Origin of the sequence: Banduia mediterranea (assembly GCF_031846245.1) — a bacterium.
In the GTDB taxonomy this organism is placed as follows: domain Bacteria; phylum Pseudomonadota; class Gammaproteobacteria; order Nevskiales; family Nevskiaceae; genus Banduia; species Banduia mediterranea.
Genome location: NZ_JAVRIC010000063.1, coordinates 1 through 934, shown reverse-complemented (window position 1 = coordinate 934; position 934 = coordinate 1). Strand labels below are relative to the sequence as shown.

Sequence of the window (934 nt, the reverse complement as noted above, 5' to 3'; positions counted from 1 at the left end):
CTCCGATGAATCCATGTCGCTTCTCCTTCAAGGGTGCACACCCGGACTTGGGTGTGAAGGAGAAGTTGCCTGCTTCGGCGCCCTGTTTCTTGTTTCGCCATTCCTGCCGCGGAGCGGCTTCGTTCAACCATGCCTTCCAGCCGACGTATTTGCCGCCGCTTCGCGTCGTCAAATCCGCGGCTGAAGGCAGGCGTTAGGCGTCGAGTTGTCGCGAGTTGATGCGTGGCGCGCAACATGCTAATGTTGCCGCATGATCAAGTCATTTCGTCACAAGGGGTTGAGAAAGTTCTATGAAACCGGAAAGGCTTCAGGAATTCAGCCGAAACACACGAAGCGCTTGAGAATGCAGCTCGTTGCCTTGGACACCGCAACCTCGGCTGAAGACATGGATATCCCAGGCTTCAAACTGCATGAACTAAAAGGTACAGATAAAGGCCGGTGGTCTATCTGGGTCAATGGCAACTGGCGCATTACGTTTGAGTTCCGAGATGGACACGCATATGTGCTCGACTACGAGGATTATCACTAATGGGTATGCACAATCCCCCACATCCCGGCGAGTTCATTCGTGAGGTTTATCTTGAACCTTTTGAAATTACAGGCCGTCAGCTTGCAGTAAAGCTTGGGGTTTCACCGTCTACGCTTGCGCGTGTGCTGAACGGCAGCAGTGGTATCAGCTCAGAAATGGCGCTTCGTCTTTCCAAGGCTGTGGGCCGCACTCCCGAAAGCTGGCTCACGATGCAAGACAACTACGACCTGTGGCAGGCTCGAAAATCGGTCAATTTAGACGCGGTTGAAAAAGTTGAGTTTCGGGCAGCTTAGCTCTGCCTCAAGGGAGTTTCTATTAAGCTCTCTGCCAATCGGTGCATGTCAGTAGCGGCGGAGCACATGACGTCGGGGTTGACGTCGGGGTCACGGACGTCGGGGTCAAACG

2 protein-coding genes are annotated in these 934 nt (G+C 53.9%); both read left to right on the top strand.

The window, feature by feature from the left end:
• Positions 1-250: 250 nt before the first annotated feature.
• Positions 251-529 carry a type II toxin-antitoxin system RelE/ParE family toxin gene (locus tag RM530_RS18370; RefSeq protein ID WP_311366719.1) on the top strand — a complete coding sequence of 93 codons (279 nt, stop codon included), beginning with the start codon at positions 251-253 and terminating at the stop codon, positions 527-529.
• On the top strand, positions 529-822 hold the full coding sequence (locus RM530_RS18365) for a HigA family addiction module antitoxin (RefSeq protein ID WP_311366718.1): 294 nt from the start codon (positions 529-531) through the stop codon (positions 820-822). The genes RM530_RS18370 and RM530_RS18365 overlap by 1 nt, the downstream gene beginning before the upstream one ends.
• Positions 823-934 lie beyond the last annotated feature (112 nt).

Coding starts and splice junctions, on each gene's coding strand:
- RM530_RS18370 (WP_311366719.1), top strand. CDS start 251: ATGATCAAGTCATTTCGTCACAAGGGGTTGAGAAAGTTCTATGAAACC.
- RM530_RS18365 (WP_311366718.1), top strand. CDS start 529: ATGGGTATGCACAATCCCCCACATCCCGGCGAGTTCATTCGTGAGGTT.